We start from the raw sequence: 24,797 nt of genomic DNA, 5'->3' as shown, positions 1-24,797 counted from the left end.
ATTATCGCCCCGTCCGCTCACGGTTAATACGCGCCAGCCATTCAGAAATCAGCAGCGAAATCAGCGCCAACACAATTGAAATGATACATAACCTCGCCGCCGCGCTTTCGCCGCCGGGAGTTTGGATCAGGGTATACATCGCCGAAGGAATGGTGCGGGTTTCACCAGGAATATTGGAAACAAAGGTAATGGTTGCACCAAATTCCCCAAGGGAACGCGCAAACGCCAGCACCGTACCAACAATAATGCCGGGCAGCATCAGCGGTAACGTAATGGTCATAAAGACGCGCCAGCGTCCGGCTCCCAGTGTGCGGGCCGCCTGCTCCAGCTTGACGTCGACACCTTCCAGCGCCAAACGAATAGCCCGCACCATGAGCGGGAAGGACATTACCGCAGCGGCCAGCACCGCCCCACGCCAGCTAAAGGCAAAAGTGATGCCAAACCAGTCGTACAGCCATTCGCCAATGAATCCGCGCCGTCCCATAGAGACCAACAGCAGATACCCCACCACCACAGGCGGCAGAACCAGCGGCAAATGCAGTACGCTGTCGAGCAGCGCTTTGCCTGGGAACTTGCATCGCACCAGTAGCCAGGCAAAGAAGATCCCAAATGGCAGACTAAACAACACGGCCAGGGAAGAAACTTTCAGGCTCAGTATAACGGCCTGCCATTCAGGATCGGTCAGTATCATTACTTGGTCGTAAATCCATAACGTTTAAAGATTTCAGCAGCCTGCGGTCCTTTCAGGTAATCATAGAACGCGCTAACCGTTGCGTTTTTGTGCCCATCAACAATCGCGATAGGGTATTCCACTTTTTTGTGCGAATCTTCCGGGAAAGTCGCCACAACTTTTACGCCCTTGCTGGCGACGGCATCAGAACCATAGACGATCCCCAGCGGCGCTTCGTTACGCTCTACCAGCGCCAGCGCACCGCGCACGTCTTCAGCAGGAGCCAGTTTCGGGGCCAGGGTATCCCATGCACCCAGTTTTTGCAGCGCTTCTTTGGCATAAATGCCTGCCGGAACATGTTCCGGATCGCCAACAGCCAGGCGCCCACCGTTCAACAGACTGGTCCAGTTGGTTTTGCTGTCGATGGTGAAGTCTTTCTGTGCGCTGGCTTTCGGCGCAACCACCACCAGGCTGTTACCCAACAGCGTTTCACGCGTTGCGTTATCAATCGACTTCTTGTCTACCGCGTAGTCCATCCATTTCTGATCGGCAGAAATAAACAGATCGGCCGGTGCGCCTGCTTCAATCTGACGCGCCAGTGTGGAAGAAGAAGCAAAAGAGGAGACAACATCAACGTTCTTCTCTTTTTTATATTGCGTTGCAATGTCCTGCATCGCGTTGGTCAGCGAAGCCGCTGCGAAAACGGTAATCTTTCCTTCATCCGCCAGCGCATGTCCGGCAACAGTAAGAGAAAGTGTTGCCCCTGCAAACAAGCGTAACCATGTACGTGCCATCTGTAACTCCTTTGCGTTTCGTTATGTAGGCGCAAATATAACGATTAAACCAGGATTTTCCCAGTGGTTATTGATACCAATTAGAGGTTACACAAAGAAAATATCGGCAGGGAAAGTAGGATCTTGAGAAACTGTAGCGAGAGAAAACGAGTAGGAAGGCAAAAAATATAAACGCCCGACTGAGCGGGCGTTTGGGGAATCAATGATTCTGTCTGGACTGGTCTTTTTGACCGATACCGGAGAAAATGTTGAACACTTCACCCAGTCCGTAAATCAGACCCAGAATGATGGCCATTACCACAGGTACCATGATTACGGCGAATACCAGACTTTTCAATAACTCTAACATGGTCAACTCCAGATATAGTCCTTAGTTGTATTCTAACCACATAACGCAGAAAAGCACTCCCCTTTTGTGCGGTCGGCTTTGCTCAGGCACGGTTTTCCGTCACAATACCCTTTTTTTGCCAGGAGCTTGTGATGCAGGCCGAAATCCTTCTTACGCTGAAACTTCAGCAAAAACTGTTTGCTGATCCCCGTCGCATTTCTCTGCTTAAGCACATTGCGCTTTCCGGTTCCATCAGTCAGGGTGCTAAGGATGCAGGTATCAGCTACAAAAGCGCCTGGGATGCGATTAACGAAATGAACCAACTCAGCGAGCAGACGCTGGTTGAACGTGCCACAGGCGGTAAAGGCGGCGGTGGCGCGGTGTTAACGCGCTATGGCCAACGTTTAATCCAGTTATATGATTTACTGGCGCAAATCCAACAAAAAGCTTTTGATGTTTTGAGCGATGACGATGCGCTACCGCTCAACAGCCTGCTGGCAGCTATCTCGCGTTTTTCACTGCAAACCAGCGCCCGTAACCAGTGGTTTGGCACTATTACCGCTCGCGACCACGATCAGGTCCAGCAGCATGTTGACGTCCTGCTGGCCGATGGCGAAACGCGCCTGAAAGTGGCAATCACTGCGCAAAGCGGCGAGCGTCTGGGTCTTGAGGAAGGCAAAGAAGTACTGATTCTGCTGAAAGCGCCGTGGGTGGGAATCACTCAGGACGACGCCATCGCTCAGGCTGCCGATAACCAGTTGCAGGGCACGATTAGCCATATTGAACGCGGTGCGGAACAGTGTGAAGTGCTGATGACGTTGCCAGACGGCCAGACGCTCTGCGCGACGTTGCCGATAGTTCAGACCCACACATTAACTGAAGGCGCTAACGTCACAGCATATTTTAATGCGGACAGAGTGATTATTGCCACACTGTGCTGAGTTAATTGACATCAGCCTGAAGAACACGTATCCCTGTTATTCATCGCTGCAAATAATGGGATACAAAATGTCATCGTTGCAAATTTCGCAAGGCATGTTTCGTCTTAGCGACACAAAAACGCTCCAGTTAGATGCGTTGACGTTAAACGCGGGTGATAGCTGGGCGTTTGTTGGCTCTAATGGTAGCGGGAAATCTGCGCTGGCCCGCGCGCTGGCGGGCGAGTTGCCGCTCCTGAAAGGCGAACGCCGCTGCCAGTTCACACGTATTACCCGACTCTCCTTTGAGCAGCTCCAAAAGCTGGTCAGCGACGAGTGGCAGCGGAACAACACCGATCTTCTTAGTCCCGGTGAAGACGACACAGGGCGCACCACCGCAGAAATCATTCAGGATGAGGTCAACGATCCCGCCCGCTGCGCTGCGCTGGCGCAGCAGTTTGGCATTTCAGCCCTACTCAACAGGCGTTTCAAATACCTTTCCACCGGTGAAACACGCAAAACTCTGCTCTGCCAGGCATTAATGTCCACGCCAGATTTGCTGATCCTTGATGAACCCTTTGACGGGCTGGACGTCGCGTCCCGCCGCCAGTTAGCAGAACTGCTCGATGAGCTGCACCAGGCCGGTTTAACGCTGGTACTGGTGCTTAATCGCTTTGATGAAATTCCCGAATTCGTGCAGTTTGCCGGCGTGCTTGCCGATTGCACACTGACGGAAACCGGCGCAAAAATCGACCTTCTGCAACAAGCATTAATCGCTCAGCTTGCCCATAGCGAGCGGCTGGAAGGCATCCAGTTACCCGAGCCGGATGAGCCTTCAGTACGCCACACATTGTCAGATAACGAGCCGCGCATTGTGCTTAAAGATGGCACTGTCTCGTATAACGATCGCCCTATCCTGCATCATCTGAGCTGGCGGGTAAATCCGGGGGAACACTGGCAAATCGTCGGCCCCAACGGTGCGGGGAAATCAACCCTGCTCAGTTTAATCACCGGCGATCATCCCCAGGGATATAGCAACGACCTGACCCTGTTTGGCCGACGCCGGGGCAGCGGTGAAACTATCTGGGATATCAAAAAACACATTGGCTATGTCAGCAGCAGCCTGCATTTGGATTACCGGGTAAGTACAACAGTTCGCAACGTTATTCTCTCCGGTTATTTCGATTCAATCGGCATTTATCAGGCCGTCTCCGACAGGCAGCACAAGCTGGTACAGCAGTGGCTGGATATTCTTGGCATCGATAAACGTACCGCGGATGCGCCATTTCATAGTCTTTCCTGGGGACAACAGCGGCTGGCATTGATTGTTCGTGCTCTGGTGAAACATCCTACATTGCTGATCCTCGATGAACCCTTGCAAGGATTAGATCCGCTCAACCGCCAACTGATCCGTCGGTTTGTGGATGTCCTGATCGGTGAAGGCGAAACTCAGCTTTTGTTCGTCTCTCATCACGCCGAAGATGCCCCGGCCTGCATTACCCATCGGCTAGAGTTTGTACCCGAGGGAGATATCTACGGCTATCGACAAACTTCTCTGCGTTAATTTTCATGCCAGGGCGTTTATCACGCCCTTTTTTCTGCTTTTTTTTCAGACAATCGCTGTAATAACAATCTAACATAATGATTTATAATAAATTAACTAGCAGCGTCGAGTGAAAACCCTGGAGTGTAAACGATTCCACTAATTTATTCCGTGTCACACTTTTCGCATCTTTGTTATGCTATGGTTATTGCATACCATAGGCTTAACGGAGCGAATTATGAGAGTATTGGTTACAGGTGGTAGCGGTTACATTGGAAGCCACACTTGCGTGCAGTTGCTGAAAAACGGTCACGAGGTGGTGATCCTGGATAATCTCTGCAACAGCAAGCGCAGCGTACTGCCCGTCATTGAGCGTTTAGGCGGCAAGCATCCGACCTTCGTGGAAGGAGACATCCGTAACGAAGCGCTGATAACCGAAATTCTGCACGATCATGCCATTGATACGGTCATCCATTTTGCCGGTTTAAAAGCCGTTGGAGAATCCGTTGCCAAGCCGCTGGAGTACTATGACAACAACGTCAACGGCACTCTGCGTCTGGTGAATGCAATGCGCGCAGCCAACGTGAAAAACTTCATTTTCAGCTCCTCCGCGACCGTCTATGGCGATCAGCCGCAAATTCCTTACGTTGAAAGCTTCCCCACCGGCACGCCACAAAGTCCGTACGGCAAAAGCAAGCTGATGGTGGAACAGATCCTGACCGATCTGCAAAAAGCTCAGCCCGACTGGAGCATTGCCCTGCTGCGCTACTTTAACCCTGTTGGCGCTCATCCGTCAGGAGATATGGGGGAAGATCCGCAAGGTATTCCAAACAACCTGATGCCTTACATCGCGCAGGTTGCCGTTGGCCGCCGCGAGTCTCTTGCCATATTTGGCAATGACTACCCTACTGAAGATGGCACCGGCGTACGCGACTACATCCATGTGATGGATCTCGCCGACGGCCACGTTGCCGCCATGGAAAAACTGGCAGGCATTCAGGGTGTGCATATTTATAACCTCGGTGCAGGCATCGGCAGCAGCGTGCTGGACGTGGTCCACGCCTTCAGCAAAGCCTGTGGTAAACCGGTGAATTACCACTTCGCCCCGCGCCGTGAAGGCGATCTTCCAGCCTACTGGGCTGATGCCAGCAAAGCCGATCGCGAGCTCAACTGGCGCGTGACCCGCACATTGGATGAAATGGCACAAGATACCTGGCACTGGCAGTCACGCCACCCACAGGGATATTCGGATTAAGGACCAATCATGACGCAATTCAATCCTGTCGATCATCCACACCGCCGTTTTAACCCGCTCACCGGGCAGTGGATCCTCGTATCACCGCATCGCGCCAAACGCCCGTGGCAAGGGGCACAGGAAACTCCGTCTAAGCAGGTACTACCTGCACATGACCCGGACTGCTTCCTGTGCGCTGGCAATACGCGCGTTACCGGCGACAAAAACCCGGATTACACCGGGACCTATGTCTTTACCAATGACTTTGCGGCGCTGATGTCCGATACCCCCGACGCGCCGGACAGTCACGATCCGTTGATGCGCTGCCAGAGCGCGCGCGGTACCAGCCGCGTGATTTGCTTCTCACCCGATCACAGCAAAACGTTGCCGGAACTCAGCGTCCCTGCACTGACAGAAATCGTAAAAACGTGGCAGGAGCAGACCGAAGACTTAGGGAAAACCTATCCCTGGGTGCAGGTATTTGAGAATAAAGGCGCAGCGATGGGGTGCTCGAACCCGCACCCACACGGACAAATTTGGGCCAACAGCTTTTTGCCTAACGAAGCCGAACGTGAAGATCGCCTGCAGAAAGCGTACTTCGCCGAACAAGGCGCGCCAATGCTCGTTGATTACGTCCAGAGAGAACTGGCGGACGGCAGTCGTACGGTCGTAGAAACCGAGCACTGGCTGGCGGTTGTGCCTTACTGGGCCGCGTGGCCGTTCGAAACGCTGCTGCTGCCGAAAGCGCATGTGCTGCGTATTACCGATTTGAGCGACGAACAGCGTGCTGACCTGGCGCTGGCGTTGAAAAAACTGACCAGTCGTTACGACAATCTGTTCCAGTGTTCATTCCCCTACTCCATGGGCTGGCACGGCGCACCGTTTAACGGTGAAGAAAACCAACACTGGCAGTTGCATGCACACTTTTATCCGCCGCTGCTGCGTTCCGCGACTGTGCGTAAATTTATGGTCGGATATGAAATGCTGGCAGAAACCCAGCGCGACCTGACGGCAGAACAAGCGGCTGAACGACTGCGTGCGGTCAGCGACATCCATTTTCGCGAATCCGGAGTTTAAATAATGAGTCTGAAAGAAAAAACACAATCTCTGTTTGCAGAAACATTTGGCTACCCTGCCACCCATACTATTCAGGCACCGGGTCGTGTAAACCTGATCGGCGAACATACCGATTATAACGACGGCTTCGTTCTGCCTTGCGCCATCGACTATCAAACCGTTATCAGTTGTGCGGCACGCGACGATCGAAAAGTCCGCGTGATCGCCGCTGATTACGACAATCAGATTGATGAGTTCTCGCTTGATGCGCCGATTATCGCCCACGACAGCCAGCAGTGGTCAAACTACGTGCGTGGCGTAGTGAAACATCTGCAAAAGCGCAATAACGCCTTTGGCGGCGCTGATCTGGTGATCAGCGGTAACGTCCCACAGGGCGCGGGGTTAAGTTCTTCTGCCTCGCTGGAAGTCGCTGTGGGTACGGTATTCCAGCAGCTCTATCATCTGCCGCTCGACGGCGCGCAGATTGCCCTGAACGGTCAGGAAGCTGAAAACCAGTTTGTCGGCTGTAACTGCGGCATTATGGATCAGTTGATCTCGGCACTTGGTAAGAAAGATCATGCGCTACTGATCGACTGCCGAACGCTTGGCACCAAAGCAGTTTCTATGCCTGAGGGCGTAGCGGTGGTGATCATCAACAGTAACTTTAAACGTACGCTGGTCGGTAGCGAATACAACACCCGTCGCGAACAGTGTGAAACCGGCGCTCGTTTCTTCCAGCAGCCAGCGCTGCGTGATGTTAACCTAGAAGCGTTTAACGCCGTCGCCCACGAATTGGATCCGATCGTCGCCAAACGCGTTCGCCACGTGATCACGGAAAATGCGCGTACTGTTGAAGCAGCACAGGCGCTGGAAAAAGGCGACCTGCTGCGTATGGGCCAACTGATGGCGGAATCTCACACCTCAATGCGCGATGACTTTGAAATTACCGTGCCGCAAATTGATACGCTGGTTGAGATTGTCAAAGCGACCATTGGCGATAAAGGCGGTGTACGCATGACCGGCGGCGGCTTCGGCGGCTGTATAGTGGCGCTGATCCCGCAAGATTTGGTGCCAGCCGTACAGCAAGCTGTAGCTGAGCAGTACGAAGCAAAAACTGGAATTAAAGAAACATTCTACGTCTGCAAACCTTCTCAAGGAGCCGGACAATGTTAAACGAAATCCCCGTGCAGGCTCCGGACGGTCAGCCGTTTCGCCTGCTCACCCTGCGCAATGACGCAGGGATGGTGGTCACGCTGATGGACTGGGGCGCGACCCTACTCTCTGCGCGTATTCCGCTCAGCGATGATAGCGTGCGCGAAGCATTACTCGGTTGTGCCAGCCCGGAACAATACCCGGGACAGGCTGCATTTCTGGGGGCCTCGATTGGTCGCTACGCTAACCGTATCGCCAACAGCCGCTATACATTTGCTGGCGAAACCGTTGAATTAATACCAAGTCAGGGCGACAACCAGCTGCACGGCGGGCCGGACGGTTTTGACAAACGTCGCTGGCAGATAGTCAATCAAAATGACCGCCAGGTGCTGTTCGCCTTAACGTCTGACGATGGCGATCAGGGCTTCCCTGGCCATCTTTGCGCTACCGTGCAGTATCGCCTGACTGACGATAATCGTATTTCGATAACCTACCGCGCCACGGTCGATAAGCCCTGCCCGGTGAATCTGACGAATCACGTTTATTTCAACCTCGACGGTGACAAAACGGATGTGCGCCAACACAAGCTGCAAATCCTCGCCGACGAGTACTTGCCGGTTGATGAAATGGGCATCCCGCACGACGGACTGAAATCCGTCGCTGGTAGCACTTTCGATTTCCGTACGCCTAAGATCATCAGCAGTGAATTTCTTGCCGATGACGATCAGCGCAAGGTAAAAGGTTACGATCACGCCTTCCTGCTCCAGGCACAGGGCAATACGCATACGCCGGTCGCTCGACTGTGGTCCCAGGATGAAAAACTGCAGATGGAGGTCTACACCTCCGCCCCGGCATTACAGTTTTATTCCGGGAATTTCCTCGACGGTACGCCATCCCGTGGTCCTGATGCCTACGCCGACTGGCAAGGTCTGGCACTGGAAAGCGAGTTCCTGCCGGACAGCCCGAACCATCCGGAATGGCCGCAGCCAGACTGCTTCCTGCGTCCTGGCGAAGAGTATGCCAGCGTGACGGAATACCGGTTTATTCCAGCCTAATCGTTCCCACTCCCAGGCCCGATGACGTAACGTATCGGGCCTGTTGCTTGTTTATCACAGTAGAACCGCTCAAATCCCCACCGTTCAAAGACAAAATCGCAACCTTGAGTTCACAAGAACCTTACACTGTGGCGCTATTTTCGCTATGGTTATGCGTAAGGATTGCCGCTGACGCATTACGGCAATATAATGAGAATTATTATCATTAAATATGATTTATAGGAGTGAGTGTATGGCTGTAACTAAGCTGGTTCTGGTACGTCACGGTGAAAGTCAGTGGAACAACGAGAACCGTTTTACCGGTTGGTATGACGTTGATCTGTCCGAGAAAGGTGTGGGCGAAGCAAAAGCGGCAGGTAAACTGCTGAAAGAGGAAGGCTACAGCTTCGATTTTGCTTATACCTCTGTGCTGAAACGTGCCATTCACACCCTGTGGAACGTACTGGACGAACTGGATCAGGCCTGGCTGCCGGTTGAGAAATCCTGGAAACTGAACGAACGTCATTACGGCGCGCTGCAGGGTCTGAACAAAGCTGAAACCGCTGAAAAATACGGTGACGAGCAGGTTAAACAATGGCGTCGCGGCTTTGCGGTAACGCCACCGGAACTGACCAAAGATGACGAGCGTTATCCGGGTCACGATCCGCGTTATGCGAAGCTGACCGACAAAGAGTTACCGGTTACCGAAAGCCTGGCGCTGACCATCGATCGCGTTATCCCCTACTGGAACGAAACCATTCTGCCGCGCATGAAAAGCGGTGAGCGTGTGATTATCGCCGCTCACGGTAACTCTCTGCGTGCGCTGGTTAAATACCTGGATAACATGGGCGAAGATGAGATCCTTGAACTGAACATTCCGACCGGCGTACCGCTGGTATATGAGTTCGACGAAAACTTCAAACCGATCAAACACTACTATCTGGGTAACGCTGACGAGATCGCAGCAAAAGCGGCAGCCGTTGCGAACCAGGGTAAAGCGAAGTAATTTCTTCGCGACACATAAAAAAGCGCGGATTATCCGCGCTTTTTTATTTTTCTGGAAGGCTAACGTTTTAACCGCGACGCGCTTTTACCGCATCCGCCAACTGGCGCAGCACCGCATCGGTGTCTTCCCAGCCAATGCAGGCGTCGGTGATGCTCTTACCGTAGGTCAGCGGCTCGCCGCTATCCGGGTTCTGATTACCCTCGACCAGATGGCTTTCGATCATCACGCCAATAATCGCTTTTTCTCCACCAGCGACTTGTCCGCAAACGTCTTTCGCAACATCCATCTGCTTTTTGAACTGCTTGCAGGAGTTGGCATGGCTAAAGTCGATCATCACTTGTGCAGAGAGCCCTGCTTTGATCAGACCTTCTTTCACGTCGGCAACGTGCTGAGCGCTGTAGTTAGGTTCTTTGCCGCCGCGCAAAATAATATGGCAATCGCCGTTACCGCTGGTATTCACGATCGCTGAATGACCCCATTTGGTCACAGACAGGAAGCAGTGTGGCGCCCCTGCTGCGTTGATTGCATCAATCGCAACTTTGATCGTGCCATCGGTACCGTTTTTAAAACCAACCGGGCAAGACAGACCTGATGCCAGCTCGCGGTGTACTTGAGACTCCGTGGTACGAGCCCCAATCGCGCCCCAACTCATCAAGTCGGCGAGGTATTGCGGCGTGATCATATCGAGGAACTCACCCGCAGCCGGCAATCCGCTATCGTTGATATCCAGCAGCAATTTACGTGCAATGCGCAGCCCATCGTTGATTTGGAAGCTGTTGTCCATGTGCGGATCGTTGATAAGCCCTTTCCAGCCGACGGTGGTTCGCGGTTTTTCAAAATAGACGCGCATGACAATTTCAAGCTCGCCTTTTAACTCTTCGCGCAGCGCCAGCAGGCGGGCGGCGTACTCTTTAGCGGCTGCCGGATCATGAATAGAGCACGGCCCAATCACCACTAACAGGCGATCATCGCTCCCTTTCAGAATTTTATGAATCGCCTTACGGGCATGAGCCACCGTGTTTGCGGCATTTTCAGTAGCGGGGAATTTTTCCAGCAATGCGACTGGCGGTAATAACTCGTTGATCTCTTTAATGCGTAAATCGTCGTTCTGATAATTCATGATTATTCCAGCGTTGCCATACTTATATAAATGAATGCAATCCCTCCAATCTATATCTTCAGTCATAAAGTGTAAACGGGGTTTTACACTTTGGACGGATTAATCCTGGAATTGGCCAAAAAAACGCAATAAAGTAGCGAAAAACGAGATCCAACCTACAATTTATAACTGTAACAGCTTTAATTTTCATAAATTTCAAGATTCTATGCTGGGTTTGATTTCTCAGACAAAACTATTAACCACATATTAATGATGTAACTGGCACATGCACTGTTGGAAGACGTTATCCGACATATCGACCATAACAGGAGCATATTATGCATATGACAAAGCTGGCTTCACTCTTTCTTACCGCTACACTCAGCCTCGCCAGCGGCGCGGCGCTGGCTGCTGAAACCAATACGCAGTCCAATAACGGCCAGGCAAATTCCTCGGCGGATGCCGGTCAGGTCGCCCCAGACGCACGCGAAAACGTGGCACCAAATAACATCGACAACAGTAACGTGAATTCGGGTGGCACAATGCTGCACCCGAACGGTTCATCAATGAACCATGAAGGGATGACCAAAGACGAGATGCACAAAAACACCATGTGTAAGGACGGTCGCTGCCCTGATGTGAATAAGAAGGTTGAGACCGGAAACGGCATTAATAATGATGCCGAGACAAAAACTGATGGCACTACGCAGTAACGCTGAAAATAAAGCTAATAACGGGAGAGCAATAGCTCTCCTTTTTAATTTTATCATCCCAAAAACGGTATGATGGCATACAGTAAAGATGAGAATAACAAAGGGATGGCATAATGGCGCACTCGCATACTCATAATTCCTCTGAGCAACCCAAGGACAATAATGCCCGCCGCTTGATGTTTGCATTCTGCATTACAGCCGGATTTATGTTGGTTGAAGTGGTAGGTGGAATACTTTCAGGTTCACTGGCCTTGTTGGCTGATGCCGGGCATATGCTCACTGATGCCGCAGCGCTCCTTTTCGCGCTGCTGGCCGTCCGGTTTTCCCATCGACCGCCCACAATACGACACACCTTCGGCTGGCTGAGGCTCACGACACTGGCCGCGTTTGTTAATGCCATCGCATTGGTCGTGATCACTATTTTAATCGTCTGGGAAGCCATTGAGCGCTTTCATACGCCCCGCCCCGTGGCAGGCGGTATGATGATGGTTATAGCCGTCGCAGGTTTACTCGCCAACGTGCTGGCTTTTTGGGTTCTACACCGCGGCAGTGAGGAGAAAAACCTGAACGTCCGCGCCGCGGCACTACATGTGATGGGCGATTTACTCGGCTCGGTCGGAGCGATCATCGCTGCGCTCATTATTATCTGGACGGGCTGGACGCCTGCGGACCCGATTCTCTCGATTCTGGTTTCCGTGCTGGTACTGCGCAGCGCCTGGCGACTGTTAAAGGATAGCGTTAACGAATTACTGGAAGGTGCCCCGCTGACGCTGGATATTGCCGCACTGCAGCGCCATCTCAGCCGGGATATCCCCGAAGTCCGCAATGTGCACCATGTCCATGTCTGGATGGTGGGTGAAAAACCGGTAATGACGCTGCATGTGCAAGTGATCCCGCCGCACGATCATGACGCCCTGCTGGAACGTATTCAGCATTTCCTTATCCATCACTACCAGATTGAACACGCGACGATCCAGATGGAGTATCAGCCGTGCAATGGGCCGGACTGCCACCTGTACCAAGGCGTGTCCGGCCATTCACATCATCACCATTAATGGGACAGCGCGCGGGAACCCCGCTCACGCGCGCTGTTAATCCACATCCTGCTACCATTCAGGGCGATAACCGTCAGGATCATATACTCCAGCGACATGGCATATACGCCTTGTAGGGCGAAAATCACTACGCTTATTACGTTAATGATCACCCACAGCAGCCAGTTTTCGACGTATTTGCGCGTCATCAGGATCATCGCCGCAATCGACAACACCATCATGCTGGAGTCCCAGAACGGGAATGCATCGGGTTGCAACTCAGGCACAACAACCTGTAATCCTAATGCCTGCATAATGTTCACCGCAATGCGGGTCAGGAATGCAAAGACCGGATCGATATAGACCGACATCAGGCCGATCGCTACCACGCAAGCCGCCAGCCAGCCGATCGCTTTTGGTAACGGCAGCCAGCGAATTTTCAGTTCCGCTTCATGCTGGTTAGTTTGCCTGGACCAGGCATACCAGCCGTAGATGTTGGCAGCAAAGAAGAAAACTTGCAGCAACAGGCTTGCATAGAGCTGGATCTGAAAGAAGATAATCGCAAACAGCGTGACGTTTATCAGGCCGAAGAAGTAATTGCTTATTTTCTCAAGGCTCGCCAGACCAATACACAGCAACCCGGCGATCGTCCCCACAGCTTCGATCCACGACAGATCGTAACCGCCAGCGCCGATCGGAATATGTACCAGAATGTTCTGCGTGCTAAAAAAGTCCATCTTTCCCCCAGAGCAAAAAAATTAATTAAGCTCGAAGTGTAGCCGCAAATTCCAACATGCGGTTTAACGGCAACAACGCCCCTTCTCGCAGCGCAGCATCAACATGTATCTCATGAGCCGCTCCGCCTTGTTCCAGGCCCTCAGCAATCGCCTTGAGGCCGTTCATCGCCATCCACGGACAATGCGCACAGCTGCGACAGGTTGCCCCCTCGCCAGCCGTCGGCGCTTCAAGCAATTCTTTATCCGGAACGGCCTGCTGCATTTTGTAAAAAATGCCCCGGTCAGTCGCCACAATCAGCTGTTGATGCGGTAACGATTTAGCTGCGTTGATTAACTGGCTGGTTGAGCCAACCGCATCGGCCATATCAACGATAGACTGAGGGGACTCCGGGTGCACCAACACCGCAGCATCAGGGTAAAGCCCCTTCATGCGTGTTAAAGCCTGAGTTTTAAATTCGTCGTGGACGATACAGGCCCCCTGCCAACAAAGAACGTCTGCACCGGTCTGTTTTTGCACGTAGTTGCCCAGATGTCTGTCCGGAGCCCAGATGATTTTTTCACCTAAACTATCAAGATGCTCAATAAGTTCTACCGCGATACTGGACGTGACGACCCAGTCCGCACGTGCTTTAACGGCAGCGGAGGTATTGGCGTAAACCACCACAGTACGATCAGGATGCGCATCGCAAAACGCGCTGAAAGCATCAATCGGGCAACCCAGATCTAATGAACATTCCGCCTGTAAGGTCGGCATCAGGATGGTCTTTTCCGGGCTGAGGATTTTGGCGGTTTCCCCCATAAACCTCACTCCTGCAACCAACAGCGTAGAGGCAGAATGTTTTGAGCCGAACCGCGCCATCTCCAGAGAATCAGAAATACAGCCACCGGTCTCTTCGGCCAATTGCTGAATTTCAGGATCGGTGTAATAGTGCGCGACCATAACGGCATCACGCTCTTTCAACAGGCGCTTGATTTTTTCACGATAAAATTGCTTTTCATCCACACTCAGCGGGGCTGGCTTCGGCGGAAACGGATAAATTGCTGCTTCTGGATCAAACATCACGCTCATCTTGCTTTCTCGTTTTACTAGCTTAACGAAATAACCGATTAAAAGCGTGACGCACGCCGTATTCGGTTAGATTTGTTTTATATGCTAAACAAGATAGCGGATTGGCGTAAGAAAGTCACAATAATTGCGTGTGATGAATGCCGGATGGCGACTGACGTCCTATCCGGCCTACGTGAATAGTGTCATCTGTAGGACTGATAAGCGAAGCGCATCAGGCAAGCAGGTTCGAATCGTTGATTCTGCGCATAGCAAAAAAGCGCCTTTAGGGCGCTTTTTTACACTGGTGGGGCGTGCAGGATTCGAACCTGCGACCAATTGATTAAAAGTCAACTGCTCTACCAACTGAGCTAACGCCCCCTTATGGGGTTTACTTCTTTATACTTTCAGGATGGTGGGTCGTGCAGGATGACTCGGCTTTGCCTCGCCCTACGGGCCGTTGCTCACGCAACGTTATCCTTCACGTTTTACAATCGCGTTCCACCTTAGCGATTGGTGGGTCGTGCAGGATTCGAACCTGCGACCAATTGATTAAAAGTCAACTGCTCTACCAACTGAGCTAACGACCCGCTCGGGTATAACCTGAAAATTTTTACTCGGTACCACCAATAAATTGGTGGGGCGTGCAGGATTCGAACCTGCGACCAATTGATTAAAAGTCAACTGCTCTACCAACTGAGCTAACGCCCCGAGTGGTGGGTGATGACGGGATCGAACCGCCGACCCCCTCCTTGTAAGGGAGGTGCTCTCCCAGCTGAGCTAATCACCCGATACTACGCTGGATACTACTTACTAACTGAGTTAGTGGTGGGTCGTGCAGGATGACTCGACTTCGTCTCGCCCTACGGGCCGTTGCTTACGCAACGTTATCCTTCACGTTTTACAATCGCATTCCACCTTAGCGATTGGTGGGTCGTGCAGGATTCGAACCTGCGACCAATTGATTAAAAGTCAACTGCTCTACCAACTGAGCTAACGACCCACTTTTTTTGCCGCTTTCGGGCTGTTTGATATCCCTTGGCAACGGCGGCATATATTACTGATTTCAGATTTTAGCGCAACAAAAATTTCGATGTAAATAACTCAACTGCTTAGGAATCACACGACGCGACCAGAATTAACACGATTTCTGGTCGCATGGTGTTCATTACATCGCGCCAAGGCGTTTTTGCGCTTGTTTCGCGCCATCAGTGCCAGGGTATTTAGTGATAACCTGCTGATAAACGGCTTTAGCTTTTGCTGTGTCACCTTTGTCCTGCATGATGACGCCGACTTTATACATCGCGTCTGCAGCCTTTGGTGATTTAGGGAAGTTTTTAACTACTGAAGCAAAATAGAACGCTGCATCATCTTTTTTCCCCTTGTTGTAATTCAACTGACCCAGCCAGTAATTCGCATTTGGCAGGTAAGTCGAGTCTGGGTACTTTTTGATGAAGTTCTGAAATGCTTCAATCGCATCATCCTGGCGGGATTTATCCTGCACCAGAGCAATGGCCGCATTGTAATCAGTGTTCGCATCGCCAGTCTGCGCCGGGGTTCCTGACGCTGCCGCTGCGCCCGCATCAGGCGTAGGGGTTGCTGCTGCCCCACTCTGATCGCTACCTGCAGACTGCGCCGCAGGCGCACTACCGCTGCCAAGATTATTAATCTGCAACAATATTTGCTTCTGGCGTTCAACAACCTGGTTCAACTGATACTGATTTTCCTGAATTTGACCACGCAGGGAATCAATATCGGACTGATTATCGGAGAGTTGTTGCTGGAGTTGGGTTAAAAGCTGACTGTGAGCGTTAGAAATACGCTCGAGTTGAGTGACACGGTCTTCGACCGAGCCTGAGCCGACACTACTGATTGGCGCCTGAGCAAAAGCGGCCCAAGGGGCCGCTATGCCAACCAGTAACGACAGACTCAACAGATGATGTCTGAAGTTACTGCTCATGCAATTCTCTTAGTAAACCAGTACGGCGCGACGGTTTTTGGCGTAAGCCGCTTCGTCATGACCCAGTACTGCAGGTTTTTCTTTACCGTAAGAAACGATGGAGATCTGGTCAGCAGAAACGCCTTTACCCTGCAGGTACATCTTAACGGCGTTCGCACGACGCTCACCCAGGGAGATGTTGTACTCAGGAGTACCACGTTCGTCCGCATGACCTTCTACGGTGACTTTGTAAGACGGGTTGCTACGCAGGAAGTTAGCGTGAGCATCCAGCATTGCAGCGAAATCAGAACGGATATCGTACTTGTCCAGATCGAAGTAAACGATGTTGTTCTGCTGCAGCTGTTGCATCTGAAGACGCGCTTGCTCTTCAGAAGACATGTTGCCGCTGCCGTTTGCATCCATACCAGTGCCGGCACCCAGCATGCCTTCGCTGCCGTCATTGCTGGCGTTCTTGTTAGAAGAACACGCTGCAATAGCCATAACAGGCAGAGCAATCATCAGCCCTTTCAGCACTTTGTTCAGTTGCATTTCAATGATTCCTTTATTAATCAATTATTTATTATCACAGATACGGCGACCAGGCAGGGAATTTAACCTGTCCATCAGTTGCCGGAAGACGCGCTTTGAAACGCCCATCTGTAGAAACCAAATTCAGCACGGATCCCATCCCCTGAGAAGAGCTGTAGATTACCATAGTGCCGTTAGGTGCCAGACTTGGCGTTTCGTCCAGGAACGTTGACGACAGAACTTGTACGCCACCCGCTACCAGATCTTGTTTGGCAATGTGCTGCTGACCGTTGGCCGAACTTACCATTACCATAAATTTACCGTCGCTGCTCACATCCGCATCCTGGTTTTGCGAACCTTCCCAGGTAATGCGCTGCGGAGCACCGCCGTTGACGTTAACTTTATATACCTGCGGACGACCAGCCTGATCAGATGTAAAGGCCAGGTTTTGGCTGTCCGGGAACCAGGTCGGTTCCGTGTTGTTGCTACGACCATCCGTCACCTGACGGATCTGACCGGAACCAATGTCCATGACATACAGGTTCAGGCTGCCGGTTTTAGACAGGGCAAACGCCAGTTTGCTGCCATCCGGAGAAAACGCAGGCGCACCGTTGTGACGTGGGAACGACGCTACCTGACGAACCGCGCCATTTGACAACGTCTGAATAACCAGTGCAGAACGACCACTCTCGAAGGTTACGTACGCCAGTTTTGAACCGTCCGGAGACCACGCCGGAGACATCAGCGGCTGCGGAGAACGGTGTACCACGAACTGGTTGTAACCATCGTAGTCGGACACACGTAATTCGTACGGGAACTGACCACCGTTGGTCTGAACAACATAAGCGATACGGGTACGGAATGCACCTTTAATGCCGGTCAGTTTTTCAAACACTTCGTCACTTGCAGTATGCCCCGCGTAACGCAGCCACTGCTTGTTCACTTTATAAGTGTTCTGTGCCAGTACGGTACCCGGTGCGCCACCGGTGTCAACCAGCTGATAGGCAACGCTGTAAGAACCATCCGGGTTCGGCGTAACCTGGCCAACGACTACGGCATCAATGCCCAGCGCAGACCAAGCGGCAGGTTGAACTTCCTGCGCGGTACCAGGCTGCTGAGGCAGACGAGAACGGTCTAACGGGTTAAATTTACCGCTGTTACGCAGGTCAGCACCTACGATACCACCGATATCTTCAGGTGCAGCACCCGGTCCTGTCCACTGGAAGGGGACAACACCAATCGGGCGCGCCGAGTCCACCCCCTGGGTGATCTCGATACGTACTTCTGCGTGCAGCACCGCTGCCCACAGCATCAGAAAACCAAATGCTACTCGTAATGCCTGCTTCATCATATCTCCCTTATCTGGACGGAAAGCCCACGATAATTTAGCAGAATGTTAACAAACTCAAATACACAAAACTACCACAACTCAGTATCAACCTTAGACCGTTTCCCCTGATTTCTCAGGGGTCGTTATTACAGTTTGAAGTCCAGTTTGGCATCTTTTACTTTTTCATAAACTGCCTGGCTAGGCGGTTTAGGAATTCTGGCAGTTTTCGCAGCCGTCAGCGCAGCCTGACACAATGCTGGATCCCCACCCTCTTCGGTCACATCCAGTAACAGACCATCGGGTGCTAACTTGATATGTAATACGCAAGATTTACCTGCATACAAATCTGCACCATACAGACGGCTCTGGATCGCATTACGAATTTGAGATGCGTAAGCACTGATATCAGCACCAGATGCACCGCCATTGGCACCACTTGTACCACTATCTTTCGCCGGTTGGCCGTTTCCTTTCGCTCCACCGCCCGATTCCGGTGCATTCTTACCGGAGCTCAGGTCACCCAACAAGTCGTCAACGCCAGAGGCTGCAGCGGCTTTTTCGGCCGCAGCCTTTTTAGCAGCAGCTGCTTTATCTGCCGCAGCTTTCTTATCGGCAGCGGCTTTCTCGGCCGCAGCCTTTTTAGCAGCAGCTGCTTTATCTGCCGCAGCTTTCTTATCGGCAGCGGCTTTCTCGGCTGCAGCTTTTTTGTCTGCTGCTGCTTTTTCCGCTGCGGCTTTCTTATCAGCCGCCGCTTTTTCAGCAGCGGCCGCTTTCGCGGCGGCGGCTTTTTCTGCTTTCTCAGCGGCAGCTTTCTCGGCTGCTGCTTGCTTAGCGGCTTCAGCCTGTGCTTTCTTCGCAGCGTCCGCGGCAGCTTTAGCAGCTTGTGCTTCGGCAACTTTCTTCGCATCAGCAGCGGCTTTAGCAGCTTCCGCCTCAGCTTTTTTCTGTGCGTCCGCAGCGGCTTTCTTCGCGGCATCTGCCGCTTGTTTCGCCTGTGCATCAGCTTTAGCCTTCGCGTCTGCAGCAGCCTTCGCCGCAGCTTCTTCAGCCTGTTTCTGTTGCTCTTGCGCTTTCGCGGCGGCGGCTTCAGCTTGCTTCTGCTGTTCCGCCTGTTCGCGCACTTTTTCCTGCGCGGCTAAGCGTTCTTTTTCCAGCTGCTTCAGTCGCTCTTGCTCAGCTGCCTGTTTCTCGCGAAGTTCTTCAGCTTGCTGCTGCGCCTGCTTTTCACGCTGCTCTTCAGCACGTTTCGCGCTTGCCTGCTGTTGCTGCTGCCTGTCGTACTGTTGCACAACGGCTCCAGGATCGACCATAACGGCGTCGATGGACGAACCGCCACCGCCGCCGGCTGAAGCATCAATGTGCTCATCGAACGAACTCCAGATCAGCGCTGCAAATAAAATGACATGCAGCACCGCTGAAATAATTATCGCCCTTTTGAGCTTGTCGTTTTGTTCGGTTGCCTTTGACACTCTCGGTTCCCAAAAAACTGTTCGCCTGTTACGTGCTATCTTTCAAGCCAGCAAAACGCCGTCATCAGATTGGCTGCGTCATCAAGCCAACCGATTTTACGCCTGCACTGTGTAACAAGTTCAGCGCTTTAATTATTTCATCATAAGGCACGTCTTTCGCACCACCGATTAAAAAGACCGTTTTCGGATTGGTCTGCAGGCGACTTTTCGCTTCCGCGATAACCTGCTCCGGCGGCAGTTGATCCATACGATCTTTCTCAACCACCACGCTGTATTGCCCAATACCGGAAACTTCAATAATGACCGGGGGTTCGTCGTTACTGCTGACGGCTTGCGATTCGGTCGCATCCGGCAGGTCGACTTCCACACTCTGCGTAATGATCGGTGCGGTTGCCATAAAGATCAGCAACAGCACCAGCAGTACGTCGAGCAGCGGTACAATATTGATTTCGGACTTGAGTTCGCGACGACCTCGTCCACGCGTTCTGGCCATGGCTTACCCCTTGTTGCTCTCGCTAACGGTAAACGCCTGGCGGTGCAGAATCGCGGTGAACTCTTCCATAAAGTTGTCGTAATTCAGTTCCAGTTTGTTCACGCGCTGGTTCAGACGGTTGTAGGCCATAACCGCCGGGATTGCCGCAAACAGACCGATAGCCGTTGCAATCAACGCTTCCGCGATACCCGGTGCAACCATTTGCAGTGTCGCCTGTTTTACCGCGCCCAGCGCGATAAATGCGTGCATGATCCCCCAAACGGTACCGAACAGACCGATATACGGGCTGATGGAGCCAACGGTTCCGAGGAATGGAATATGCGTTTCCAGCGTTTCCAGCTCACGGTTCATCGAGATACGCATCGCACGGGAAGCCCCCTCAACGACCGCTTCCGGCGCGTGGCTATTTGCCCGATGCAAACGGGCAAATTCTTTGAACCCGCTGTAGAAAATTTGTTCTGAGCCAGCCAAATTATCACGACGCCCCTGGCTTTCCTGGTACAGGCGCGACAATTCAATGCCAGACCAGAACTTGTCTTCAAATGCTTCGGCTTCACGTGAAGCAGCATTAAGAATACGGGTCCGCTGGATAATAATGGCCCAGGATGCGATTGAGAAACCAATCAAAATCAACATGATAAGTTTAACCAGAAGGCTTGCCTTCAGGAACAAATCAAGGATATTCATGTCAGTCACTGCTTAAACTCCGCGACAATAGACTTGGGAAGCGCACGAGGCTTCATTTTGAGTGGATCAACGCAAACAATCAGAACTTCGGCTTCATTCAGCACGGTGTTCTCTGCGTTGACAATGCGTTGCGTGAAAACCAAAGAGGTGCCACGCATTGACGTAATTTCGGTTTGAACTTCGAGCATATCGTCGAGCCGGGCAGGCGCAAAATACTCGAGGGTCATCTTGCGCACCACAAAGGCTACACGTTCAGCCAACAGGACCTGCTGACTGAAGTGATGATGACGCAGCATCTCTGTGCGCGCTCTTTCATAAAAAGCGACGTAGCTGGCGTGGTAAACCACCCCACCGGCATCGGTATCTTCATAGTAGACACGAACCGGCCATCGAAACAGCGTTGTATTCACTTTACATCCCGGTAATGCAACAAAAGGTTAGTGCTTTCAAACTTCGCTACTATACGCGCGGGAATGGTGCTTTGGAATGGGGGAAAGTAAACGGAGAGTAAAAAATTATGGGCTTATGCAAGCCCATAAATATTTAAGGATGTTTCTTATTCAAAAGAAGAAGAAAAACAGACCAACAACGAGGACGATATCCGCGATCAGCGGGCAGAAGATACCCTGCCAGTGTACGGCACGAGGACGAAAGCCAACGCCGTGAATGATGCCTGCGCAGACCGCCCACATCAGCAGAAAACCATGCCAGATTTCAAGCTCACTGGTTTTAGCCGCGAAACGTGACGGATCCCAGAATATGCAGCCGGCCAATACGATTGCCAGCACAAATGAAAGCGCCCGCAAGGGGCGCTTGTCCATCGCGTTGTATAACATCGCGATAATATTGGTCATTAGCTATCTTCTTGTCCGGCTTTGCCTGATTCAACGTGCTCAAGCGCCAGCGCTGTGATTATCCCAAATGCACAGGCAAGAAGCGTTCCCAAAATCCATGCGAAATACCACATTTTAAGCTCCTTACTTAGTACAGAGAGTGGGTGTTGCTTTCAATATCTTCTTTAGTGATGCGACCAAACATCTTCCAGTAACACCAGCCGGTGTACAGCAGAATGATCGGTACAAACACACAAGCTACATACGTCATCAGATTCAGCGTCAGCTGGCTGGACGTTGCATCCCACATGGTCAAACTTGCGTTCATCATGGTGCTGGATGGCATCACAAACGGGAACATTGCGATACCGGCAGTCAAGATGATGCAGGCTAACGTCAGTGAAGAGAAGACGAATGCCCAGGCCCCTTTCTCCATACGAGAAGTCAGAATGGTCAACAGCGGCAGAACCACGCCCAGTGCAGGAACCAGCCACAGGATAGGTGCATTGTTAAAGTTCACCATCCATGCGCCAGCCACGCGAGCCACTTCTTTGGTCAGCGGGTTGGAGGCGGCATGATGATCCAGAGCTGAGGTCACAACATAACCGTCAATACCGTAAATCACCCATACACCGGCCAGCGCGAAGCAGACCAGAGTCACCAGCGCCGCAACCTGTGAAGTTGCACGAGCACGCAGATGCAGTTCACCTACCGTACGCATCTGCAGATAGGTCGCACCCTGGGTGATGATCATCCCAACGCTCACGACACCTGCCAGCAGACCAAACGGATTCAGCAACTGGAAGAAGTTACCGGTGTAGTACAAACGCATGTAGTCATCTACGTGGAACGGAACCCCTTGCAGCAGGTTGCCGAACGCCACGCCAATCACCAGCGGTGGCACGAAGCTACCAATGAAGATGCCCCAGTCCCACATGTTGCGCCAGCGCATGTCTTCAATCTTGGAGCGGTAATCAAAACCGACCGGACGGAAGAACAAAGACGCCAGTACCAGGATCATCGCCACATAGAAACCGGAGAACGCAGCGGCATACACCATCGGCCAGGCAGCGAACAGTGCGCCACCCGCGGTGATAAGCCAAACCTGGTTACCGTCCCAGTGCGGGGCGATGGAGTTAATCATAATTCGACGCTCGGTATCATTACGACCGAGGAAACGGGTGAGCATGCCCACCCCCATGTCGAAGCCATCAGTGACCGCGAAACCAATCAGCAGAATGCCAACCAGCAGCCACCAGATAAAACGCAATACTTCATAATCGATCATTTGACGACTCCTGTCTTAGCGTGCCGGCTGAGAAGTCACAGTGGACTGCTCGTAGTGATAACGACCGGTTTTCAGGCTACTCGGCCCAAGGCGTGCGAACTTGAACATCAGATACAGTTCAGCCACCAGGAACAGGGTATACAGGCCGCAAATCAACAGCATCGAGAAGATGAGGTCGCCAGCAGTCAGCGAAGAGTTCGCTACGGCTGTTGGTAACACTTCACCAATCGCCCACGGTTGACGACCGTACTCTGCGACAAACCAACCGGATTCAATAGCAATCCACGGCAGAGGAATCGCGTACAGCGCAGTGCGCAGCAGCCATTTTTTCTCACCGATACGGTTACGAAGCACAGTCCAGAAGGACACCGCGATAATTGCCAGCATCAGAATGCCGCATGCCACCATGATACGGAAAGCGAAGTACAGCGGCGCAACGCGAGGGATAGAATCTTTCGTTGCCTGCTGAATTTGCGCTTCGGTCGCGTCGGTGACGTTATCCGTATAGCGTTTCAGCAGCAGACCATAACCCAGGTCTTTCTTCATGCTGTTGAACTGGTCGCGAACGGCCTGGTCGGTAGTACCAGCACGCAGTTCTTCCAGCAATTGATACGCTTTCATCCCGTTACGGATACGCTCTTCGTGCTGCACCATCAGGTCTTTCAGACCAATGACCGGTGTATCAACAGAGCGGGTGGCGATGATGCCCAGCGCATAAGGAATTTGAATCGCAAAATGGTTTTCCTGCGCATCCTGGTCCGGAATACCGAACAGCGTAAAGGAAGCCGGTGCAGGCTGAGTTTCCCATTCTGCTTCAATCGCTGCGAGTTTGGTTTTCTGCACGTCGCCCATTTCGTAACCAGATTCATCACCCAGAACGATAACAGACAGAATGGCAGCCATACCAAAGCTGGCAGCGATGGCAAAAGAACGTTTAGCAAACGCGAAGTCACGACCGCGCAGCATATAGTAGGAGCTGATACCCAGAACGAACATCGCGCCGCATACATAACCAGATGCCACAGTGTGAACAAATTTCACCTGTGCTACCGGGTTGAGCACCAGTTCAGAGAAGCTCAGCATCTCCATACGCATGGTTTCGAAGTTGAAATCCGCTGCGATTGGGTTCTGCATCCAGCCGTTCGCAACCAGAATCCACAGCGCGGACAGGTTAGAACCCAGGGCCACCAGCCAGGTGACACACATATGCTGGACTTTACCCAAACGGTCCCAGCCGAAGAAGAACAGACCTACAAAGGTGGATTCGAGGAAGAAGGCCATCAAACCTTCGATCGCCAGCGGCGCACCGAAAATATCCCCTACATAGTGGGAGTAGTAAGACCAGTTAGTCCCGAACTGGAACTCCATGGTCAGACCGGTAGCCACACCCAGAGCGAAGTTGATACCAAACAACTTGCCCCAGAACTTGGTCATATCTTTATAAATCTGTTTGCCGGAAAGGACGTAGACCGTTTCCATAATGGCCAGCAAGAACGCCATACCGAGCGTCAGTGGCACAAACAGGAAGTGGTACATCGCGGTCAAGGCAAACTGTAAGCGCGACAGTTCGACTATATCTAACATCATGACTCCTTGCTCATCGCATGAAGACTCCGAGAGTGAACCCCGTTAGAAAGGGTCACACGCATGCCCCAATACAAATTTATCTGCTTCCTTACGCCGCTACTCTTTCTTCTCTTGTGAAGAAAGGACAATGGAGAAAGGTTACAAACATGTTAATAAAACACTCAAATTGATCCCGCAATTATATTACGCCGTAAAATCCTTACAATAAACAGGTTTTTATCGAGACAAATTTGCATTTTTCGATAGTGATCAATTTATAGCTAATTTACCACTTTCAGACC

The 24,797-nt window shown here is 52.0% G+C and carries 26 protein-coding genes and 5 tRNA genes; 9 read left to right on the top strand and 22 right to left on the bottom strand.

Going from position 1 to position 24,797, the window contains the following annotated elements; genetic code table 11:
• Position 1 precedes the first annotated feature (1 nt).
• The 3 genes from modB to G4551_RS07720 form a co-directional block, all read right to left on the bottom strand.
• The gene (gene modB / locus G4551_RS07730) at positions 2–691 is read right to left on the bottom strand and encodes a molybdate ABC transporter permease subunit (protein ID WP_003837093.1); all 690 of its coding nucleotides are present in this window, start codon (positions 689–691) and stop codon (positions 2–4) included.
• On the bottom strand, positions 691–1,464 hold the full coding sequence (gene modA, locus G4551_RS07725) for a molybdate ABC transporter substrate-binding protein (RefSeq protein WP_003837095.1): 774 nt from the start codon (positions 1,462–1,464) through the stop codon (positions 691–693). The genes modB and modA overlap by 1 nt, the downstream gene beginning before the upstream one ends.
• Positions 1,465–1,663: 199 nt before the next feature.
• Positions 1,664–1,813, bottom strand: a complete 150-nt coding sequence (locus G4551_RS07720) for an AcrZ family multidrug efflux pump-associated protein (protein WP_003023026.1) — start codon at positions 1,811–1,813, stop codon at positions 1,664–1,666.
• Positions 1,814–1,944: 131 nt separating this feature from the next.
• On the opposite strand from G4551_RS07720, the gene modE reads away from it, so the two are divergent.
• The 7 genes from modE (at position 1,945) to gpmA (ending at position 9,734) form a co-directional block, all read left to right on the top strand.
• A complete protein-coding gene (gene modE, locus G4551_RS07715; protein ID WP_003837097.1) occupies positions 1,945–2,733 on the top strand; it encodes a molybdenum-dependent transcriptional regulator in 789 nt (262 codons plus the stop codon).
• Positions 2,734–2,800: 67 nt separating this feature from the next.
• Complete coding sequence (modF, locus tag G4551_RS07710) at positions 2,801–4,273, top strand: molybdate ABC transporter ATP-binding protein ModF (RefSeq protein ID WP_003837099.1); 1,473 nt, start codon at positions 2,801–2,803, stop codon at positions 4,271–4,273.
• A gap of 217 nt (positions 4,274–4,490) precedes the next feature.
• The gene (gene galE / locus G4551_RS07705; RefSeq protein ID WP_003837100.1) at positions 4,491–5,507 is read left to right on the top strand and encodes a UDP-glucose 4-epimerase GalE; all 1,017 of its coding nucleotides are present in this window, start codon (positions 4,491–4,493) and stop codon (positions 5,505–5,507) included.
• 9 nt (positions 5,508–5,516) lie between these two features.
• A complete protein-coding gene (gene galT / locus G4551_RS07700) occupies positions 5,517–6,563 on the top strand; it encodes a galactose-1-phosphate uridylyltransferase (protein WP_003837102.1) in 1,047 nt (348 codons plus the stop codon).
• Between the two features lie 3 nt (positions 6,564–6,566).
• The gene (galK, locus tag G4551_RS07695; RefSeq protein ID WP_003837103.1) at positions 6,567–7,715 is read left to right on the top strand and encodes a galactokinase; all 1,149 of its coding nucleotides are present in this window, start codon (positions 6,567–6,569) and stop codon (positions 7,713–7,715) included.
• Complete coding sequence (gene galM / locus G4551_RS07690) at positions 7,709–8,749, top strand: galactose-1-epimerase (protein WP_003837106.1); 1,041 nt, start codon at positions 7,709–7,711, stop codon at positions 8,747–8,749. The genes galK and galM overlap by 7 nt, the downstream gene beginning before the upstream one ends.
• A 232-nt stretch (positions 8,750–8,981) precedes the next feature.
• Positions 8,982–9,734: a 2,3-diphosphoglycerate-dependent phosphoglycerate mutase gene (gene gpmA / locus G4551_RS07685; RefSeq protein WP_003022999.1), complete on the top strand. Its 753-nt coding sequence runs from the start codon at positions 8,982–8,984 to the stop codon at positions 9,732–9,734.
• 67 nt (positions 9,735–9,801) lie between these two features.
• Here the strand turns inward: gpmA and aroG are convergent, their stop codons facing one another.
• Positions 9,802–10,854, bottom strand: a complete 1,053-nt coding sequence (aroG, locus tag G4551_RS07680) for a 3-deoxy-7-phosphoheptulonate synthase AroG (RefSeq protein WP_003837108.1) — start codon at positions 10,852–10,854, stop codon at positions 9,802–9,804.
• Between the two features lie 317 nt (positions 10,855–11,171).
• On the opposite strand from aroG, the gene G4551_RS07675 reads away from it, so the two are divergent.
• The gene (locus G4551_RS07675) at positions 11,172–11,546 is read left to right on the top strand and encodes a YbgS-like family protein (RefSeq protein WP_003837110.1); all 375 of its coding nucleotides are present in this window, start codon (positions 11,172–11,174) and stop codon (positions 11,544–11,546) included.
• 113 nt (positions 11,547–11,659) lie between these two features.
• Positions 11,660–12,601: a CDF family zinc transporter ZitB gene (zitB, locus tag G4551_RS07670; protein WP_003022992.1), complete on the top strand. Its 942-nt coding sequence runs from the start codon at positions 11,660–11,662 to the stop codon at positions 12,599–12,601.
• Here the strand turns inward: zitB and pnuC are convergent.
• The 18 genes from pnuC to cydA form a co-directional block, all read right to left on the bottom strand.
• Positions 12,598–13,317, bottom strand: a complete 720-nt coding sequence (gene pnuC / locus G4551_RS07665) for a nicotinamide riboside transporter PnuC (protein WP_003837112.1) — start codon at positions 13,315–13,317, stop codon at positions 12,598–12,600. The two genes, zitB and pnuC, sit on opposite strands and share 4 nt — an antisense overlap.
• 25 nt (positions 13,318–13,342) lie before the next feature.
• Positions 13,343–14,386: a quinolinate synthase NadA gene (nadA, locus tag G4551_RS07660; protein WP_003837113.1), complete on the bottom strand. Its 1,044-nt coding sequence runs from the start codon at positions 14,384–14,386 to the stop codon at positions 13,343–13,345.
• Between the two features lie 281 nt (positions 14,387–14,667).
• A tRNA-Lys gene (locus tag G4551_RS07655) sits at positions 14,668–14,743 on the bottom strand.
• Between the two features lie 133 nt (positions 14,744–14,876).
• Positions 14,877–14,952: transfer RNA gene (locus tag G4551_RS07650), tRNA-Lys, on the bottom strand.
• Between the two features lie 45 nt (positions 14,953–14,997).
• Positions 14,998–15,073, bottom strand: a tRNA-Lys gene (locus tag G4551_RS07645).
• Between the two features lie 3 nt (positions 15,074–15,076).
• A tRNA-Val gene (locus tag G4551_RS07640) sits at positions 15,077–15,152 on the bottom strand.
• 137 nt (positions 15,153–15,289) lie between these two features.
• Positions 15,290–15,365 (bottom strand) — tRNA-Lys (locus G4551_RS07635).
• Positions 15,366–15,530: 165 nt separating this feature from the next.
• Positions 15,531–16,322: a cell division protein CpoB gene (gene cpoB / locus G4551_RS07630; protein ID WP_003022984.1), complete on the bottom strand. Its 792-nt coding sequence runs from the start codon at positions 16,320–16,322 to the stop codon at positions 15,531–15,533.
• 9 nt (positions 16,323–16,331) lie between these two features.
• Positions 16,332–16,850: a peptidoglycan-associated lipoprotein Pal gene (gene pal, locus G4551_RS07625; protein WP_003022983.1), complete on the bottom strand. Its 519-nt coding sequence runs from the start codon at positions 16,848–16,850 to the stop codon at positions 16,332–16,334.
• Positions 16,851–16,884: 34 nt separating this feature from the next.
• Positions 16,885–18,177, bottom strand: coding sequence for a Tol-Pal system beta propeller repeat protein TolB (tolB, locus tag G4551_RS07620; RefSeq protein WP_003835409.1), 1,293 nt, complete (start codon positions 18,175–18,177; stop codon positions 16,885–16,887).
• A gap of 128 nt (positions 18,178–18,305) precedes the next feature.
• Positions 18,306–19,628: a cell envelope integrity protein TolA gene (tolA, locus tag G4551_RS07615; RefSeq protein ID WP_003835411.1), complete on the bottom strand. Its 1,323-nt coding sequence runs from the start codon at positions 19,626–19,628 to the stop codon at positions 18,306–18,308.
• A gap of 64 nt (positions 19,629–19,692) precedes the next feature.
• Positions 19,693–20,121 carry a colicin uptake protein TolR gene (gene tolR / locus G4551_RS07610; RefSeq protein ID WP_003022978.1) on the bottom strand — a complete coding sequence of 143 codons (429 nt, stop codon included), beginning with the start codon at positions 20,119–20,121 and terminating at the stop codon, positions 19,693–19,695.
• A 3-nt stretch (positions 20,122–20,124) separates the two neighbouring features.
• Positions 20,125–20,817, bottom strand: coding sequence for a Tol-Pal system protein TolQ (tolQ, locus tag G4551_RS07605; protein WP_003022976.1), 693 nt, complete (start codon positions 20,815–20,817; stop codon positions 20,125–20,127).
• The gene (gene ybgC, locus G4551_RS07600; protein WP_003835413.1) at positions 20,814–21,218 is read right to left on the bottom strand and encodes a tol-pal system-associated acyl-CoA thioesterase; all 405 of its coding nucleotides are present in this window, start codon (positions 21,216–21,218) and stop codon (positions 20,814–20,816) included. Before ybgC ends, tolQ begins: the two co-directional genes overlap by 4 nt.
• Before the next feature lie 150 nt (positions 21,219–21,368).
• On the bottom strand, positions 21,369–21,662 hold the full coding sequence (gene ybgE / locus G4551_RS07595) for a cyd operon protein YbgE (RefSeq protein WP_003022971.1): 294 nt from the start codon (positions 21,660–21,662) through the stop codon (positions 21,369–21,371).
• On the bottom strand, positions 21,662–21,775 hold the full coding sequence (gene cydX / locus G4551_RS07590; protein WP_003022970.1) for a cytochrome bd-I oxidase subunit CydX: 114 nt from the start codon (positions 21,773–21,775) through the stop codon (positions 21,662–21,664). Before cydX ends, ybgE begins: the two co-directional genes overlap by 1 nt.
• A gap of 14 nt (positions 21,776–21,789) precedes the next feature.
• Positions 21,790–22,929 (bottom strand): cytochrome d ubiquinol oxidase subunit II, encoded by a 1,140-nt coding sequence (gene cydB / locus G4551_RS07585; RefSeq protein WP_003022968.1) that lies wholly within the window; start codon positions 22,927–22,929, stop codon positions 21,790–21,792.
• Between the two features lie 15 nt (positions 22,930–22,944).
• Complete coding sequence (gene cydA, locus G4551_RS07580; protein WP_003022965.1) at positions 22,945–24,513, bottom strand: cytochrome ubiquinol oxidase subunit I; 1,569 nt, start codon at positions 24,511–24,513, stop codon at positions 22,945–22,947.
• Positions 24,514–24,797 lie beyond the last annotated feature (284 nt).

This window comes from Citrobacter freundii ATCC 8090 = MTCC 1658 = NBRC 12681, from assembly GCF_011064845.1.
Lineage (GTDB): Bacteria > Pseudomonadota > Gammaproteobacteria > Enterobacterales > Enterobacteriaceae > Citrobacter > Citrobacter freundii.
Note: the sequence above shows the minus strand (reverse complement) of the source record. Positions and strands in the feature narration are given on the sequence as shown.

Excerpts from the sequence above, each read along its gene's own strand:
- modB (WP_003837093.1), bottom strand. The coding sequence starts at position 691 with ATGATACTGACCGATCCTGAATGGCAGGCCGTTATACTGAGCCTGAAA.
- modA (WP_003837095.1), bottom strand. The coding sequence starts at position 1,464 with ATGGCACGTACATGGTTACGCTTGTTTGCAGGGGCAACACTTTCTCTT.
- G4551_RS07720 (WP_003023026.1), bottom strand. The coding sequence starts at position 1,813 with ATGTTAGAGTTATTGAAAAGTCTGGTATTCGCCGTAATCATGGTACCT.
- modE (WP_003837097.1), top strand. The coding sequence starts at position 1,945 with ATGCAGGCCGAAATCCTTCTTACGCTGAAACTTCAGCAAAAACTGTTT.
- modF (WP_003837099.1), top strand. The coding sequence starts at position 2,801 with ATGTCATCGTTGCAAATTTCGCAAGGCATGTTTCGTCTTAGCGACACA.
- galE (WP_003837100.1), top strand. The coding sequence starts at position 4,491 with ATGAGAGTATTGGTTACAGGTGGTAGCGGTTACATTGGAAGCCACACT.
- galT (WP_003837102.1), top strand. The coding sequence starts at position 5,517 with ATGACGCAATTCAATCCTGTCGATCATCCACACCGCCGTTTTAACCCG.
- galK (WP_003837103.1), top strand. The coding sequence starts at position 6,567 with ATGAGTCTGAAAGAAAAAACACAATCTCTGTTTGCAGAAACATTTGGC.
- galM (WP_003837106.1), top strand. The coding sequence starts at position 7,709 with ATGTTAAACGAAATCCCCGTGCAGGCTCCGGACGGTCAGCCGTTTCGC.
- gpmA (WP_003022999.1), top strand. The coding sequence starts at position 8,982 with ATGGCTGTAACTAAGCTGGTTCTGGTACGTCACGGTGAAAGTCAGTGG.
- aroG (WP_003837108.1), bottom strand. The coding sequence starts at position 10,854 with ATGAATTATCAGAACGACGATTTACGCATTAAAGAGATCAACGAGTTA.
- G4551_RS07675 (WP_003837110.1), top strand. The coding sequence starts at position 11,172 with ATGCATATGACAAAGCTGGCTTCACTCTTTCTTACCGCTACACTCAGC.
- zitB (WP_003022992.1), top strand. The coding sequence starts at position 11,660 with ATGGCGCACTCGCATACTCATAATTCCTCTGAGCAACCCAAGGACAAT.
- pnuC (WP_003837112.1), bottom strand. The coding sequence starts at position 13,317 with ATGGACTTTTTTAGCACGCAGAACATTCTGGTACATATTCCGATCGGC.
- nadA (WP_003837113.1), bottom strand. The coding sequence starts at position 14,386 with ATGAGCGTGATGTTTGATCCAGAAGCAGCAATTTATCCGTTTCCGCCG.
- cpoB (WP_003022984.1), bottom strand. The coding sequence starts at position 16,322 with ATGAGCAGTAACTTCAGACATCATCTGTTGAGTCTGTCGTTACTGGTT.
- pal (WP_003022983.1), bottom strand. The coding sequence starts at position 16,850 with ATGCAACTGAACAAAGTGCTGAAAGGGCTGATGATTGCTCTGCCTGTT.
- tolB (WP_003835409.1), bottom strand. The coding sequence starts at position 18,177 with ATGAAGCAGGCATTACGAGTAGCATTTGGTTTTCTGATGCTGTGGGCA.
- tolR (WP_003022978.1), bottom strand. The coding sequence starts at position 20,121 with ATGGCCAGAACGCGTGGACGAGGTCGTCGCGAACTCAAGTCCGAAATC.
- ybgE (WP_003022971.1), bottom strand. The coding sequence starts at position 21,662 with ATGACCAATATTATCGCGATGTTATACAACGCGATGGACAAGCGCCCC.
- cydX (WP_003022970.1), bottom strand. The coding sequence starts at position 21,775 with ATGTGGTATTTCGCATGGATTTTGGGAACGCTTCTTGCCTGTGCATTT.
- cydB (WP_003022968.1), bottom strand. The coding sequence starts at position 22,929 with ATGATCGATTATGAAGTATTGCGTTTTATCTGGTGGCTGCTGGTTGGC.
- cydA (WP_003022965.1), bottom strand. The coding sequence starts at position 24,513 with ATGTTAGATATAGTCGAACTGTCGCGCTTACAGTTTGCCTTGACCGCG.